Genomic DNA, 2,567 nt, shown 5'->3' with positions numbered 1-2,567 from the left:
TCACCGACAATTCCTAAAATTATTTGGTCGGGACGGACATAGGTACGATAAAAATCGATTAAATCCTGACGGTCAATATTAGCTAAAGTGCTATATTCTACAGTACGAGCGTAGGGGCTATTATCACCATAGACTAGCTTTCTAAACTCCCGACTAGCAATATCACTGGGATCATCATTACGTCGAGCAATCGCCCCTTTTTCCTGAACTTTAGCTAATTCCACCCTCTGACTTTCAAAAGCTGGGGAACGCAAAACCTCAGCAAAGAGATTAAAAACTGCTTCTAAATCTTCACTAAGGGCGCTAAAACTAGCAGTTCCAGCGTTAAGATCGATCGAGGTTTCTACTAGGGCTGCTCTTTGTTCTAATAATTGATTTAAGACATTGGAAGGATGTTTTTCGGTGCCACCACTACGCAACACGGTTCCAGTAATATCGGCTAATCCGACTTTTTCCCCGGATTCTAATCTCCCTCCTGTCCGAATCATCGCCGTACCACTCACTAAAGGTAAGCTCCGATCCTCCACTAAATAAACCACCATACCATTATCTAGTTGATAACGTTCGTATTGGGGAACTGTAACTTCAGGAAGGGGAGGAAAAGTTAAATCAGTAAAATGTCGCGGGGTTTGGGCAATTGCCGGGGAACGAAAAGCTAGGACACCTATCAGGGTGATCAGGATTAAACCTAGCCATTGTAAGCGTTTTTTCATGATTATATTTATTTTAGGTTTTAGGTTTTAGGTGTTAGGGTGTTAGGGTGTTAGGGTGTTGGGGTGTTGGGGTGTTGGGGTGTTGGGGTGGTCACTGCGTGCGCGTTGCGGGGGGTGATGGGGTTTTAGTTGAAATTCCCCCACTTCCCCACTTCCCCCACTTCCCCACTTCCCCCATTTCCCCACTTCCCTATCTCCCCATCTCTCTATTTCGGTAAAATTCGGCCAATAGTGCGATTTTCGGGGGTAAAAGTTTCTTTAGCCACCCGTTGAATATCAGCTGCCGTGACAGCATTATAAGCATCTAATTGGGCGAATAAATTACGCCAATCGCCGGTTTTTACCTCGTATTCAATCAAGGATCGCGCCATGCCCATGTTAGAATCAAGACCTCTTAATAGGGCTGCCCGTAGTTGATTTTTAACCCGTTCTAATTCCTGTTCCGAAACCGGTTCATTTTTCAATCTTTCCAACTCCAAATTTAAACCCTGCGCTACTTCCTCCAGGCTGACATTAGGAGCGCTGAGAGCATAGAATAACAGCAAATTCGGGTATTTATCCCCCGGAAAACCGTTAAATCCCTGGGCAGCGAGAGCAAGTTGTTTGTCCTCCACTAAAGCTTTATACAGTCGCGAAGTTCTTCCTTCACTCATTAAAGTGGCGATAACCTCGTAAACCGCATGATCGGGATGATTGAGGGCGGGACGATGGTATCCTTCTAAATACCAAGGCTGCGAGGCTAATTTTAGGGTAATTTCCTTTGTTTTGGTTTGGTTCGGTTCCACTACTTTCACCTGTGGGGGTTTCGGTTTAGCGGGAAAACGACCAAAATAAACTTTAGCTAACTGTTTGACCTGTTCTGGGTCCACATCCCCGGCGATAGCTATGGTTAAATTACTGGCAGGATAAAATTTATCGAAAAAGTTTTGGATATCTGAGGGTTCCAGATTGCGAATATCTCGATCGTAGCCGATAACGGGACGTTTGTAGGGATGGACAGTATAAGCTTGATCGAGAAAAGCTTCGATTAATAGACCCAAGGGGCTATTATCCGTCCGCATCCGTCTTTCTTCTAGAATTACGTCTTTTTCTTTGTAAAATTCCCGTTGGAACACCGGTTCTAAAAATCGTTCCGATTCCAAAGACATCCACAATTCCAATTTATTCGACGGGAAGCTGTAAAAATAGCTAGTTGCATCGCTGGAAGTGGTGGCATTTAAACCGACTCCTCCCTGAGTTTCGACGATTTGCCCGTATTCGTTGCGTTGGACGAATTTCTCGGACTCTGCCTTAGCTTGTTGAAATTCTTCCGTTAATTTAGCCACTTCTGCGCTTTTACCCGCTTTTTTGGCCGCTTGTAGTTCTTTGTCTATAGCTTCAAGGCGATCGAGGACTTTTTTCTCGCTAAGATAATCGGTAGTACCGATGGTTTTTGTGCCTTTAAAGGCTAAATGTTCCAAAAAGTGGGCAACTCCTGTTTTACCGTCCGGTTCATCGGCACCTCCCACATCCGCGTAGGTAACAAAGGAAATAACCGGAGCATCGCGATTTTCTAGGATAATAAATTTTAGTCCGTTATCGAGGCGAAATTCGGTAATTTTTTGTTGAAATTGCTTAAGGTAGGGGGTAATCGATTGTACATCGGCTGGTTGCTCTTTCGCTTGGGCAAGAAGGGGTGAGAAACTCCCAAAACCCCAAAACACAAGAAAAGCCACCCAAAAGCCGATTACAGCCCGATAATAGGGGTTATTTTTAATGATCATAGATAGTTTTATCAGGTATCGTGGGAGCGAGAGATCGATCGCTATGTTCGATCTTAGCAGTCGATTGTCAGGAGATGGGAGTCAGGAGAGG

Annotated in this window: 3 protein-coding genes; 1 reads left to right on the top strand and 2 read right to left on the bottom strand. The window is 44.5% G+C overall.

What is annotated here, in order from left to right:
- Positions 1 to 713 (bottom strand): M16 family metallopeptidase (locus PX481_RS05075; protein WP_288093865.1); only part of this gene is annotated, 713 nt, incomplete at its 3' end.
- Positions 714 to 784: 71 nt separating this feature from the next.
- Here PX481_RS05075 and PX481_RS05070 point away from each other — a divergent pair.
- Complete coding sequence (locus tag PX481_RS05070; RefSeq protein ID WP_288093863.1) at positions 785 to 931, top strand: hypothetical protein; 147 nt, start codon at positions 785 to 787, stop codon at positions 929 to 931.
- Here the strand turns inward: PX481_RS05070 and PX481_RS05065 are convergent.
- On the bottom strand, positions 920 to 2,476 hold the full coding sequence (locus tag PX481_RS05065) for a M16 family metallopeptidase (RefSeq protein WP_271949430.1): 1,557 nt from the start codon (positions 2,474 to 2,476) through the stop codon (positions 920 to 922). The genes PX481_RS05070 and PX481_RS05065 overlap by 12 nt on opposite strands.
- Positions 2,477 to 2,567 lie beyond the last annotated feature (91 nt).

The sequence above is a fragment of the Microcystis sp. M53603_WE2 genome (assembly GCF_030065435.1).
Note: the sequence above shows the minus strand (reverse complement) of the source record. Positions and strands in the feature narration are given on the sequence as shown.

Bases quoted from the DNA above. Each gene is read 5' to 3' on its own strand.
- PX481_RS05065 (WP_271949430.1), bottom strand. From the start codon at position 2,476: ATGATCATTAAAAATAACCCCTATTATCGGGCTGTAATCGGCTTTTGG.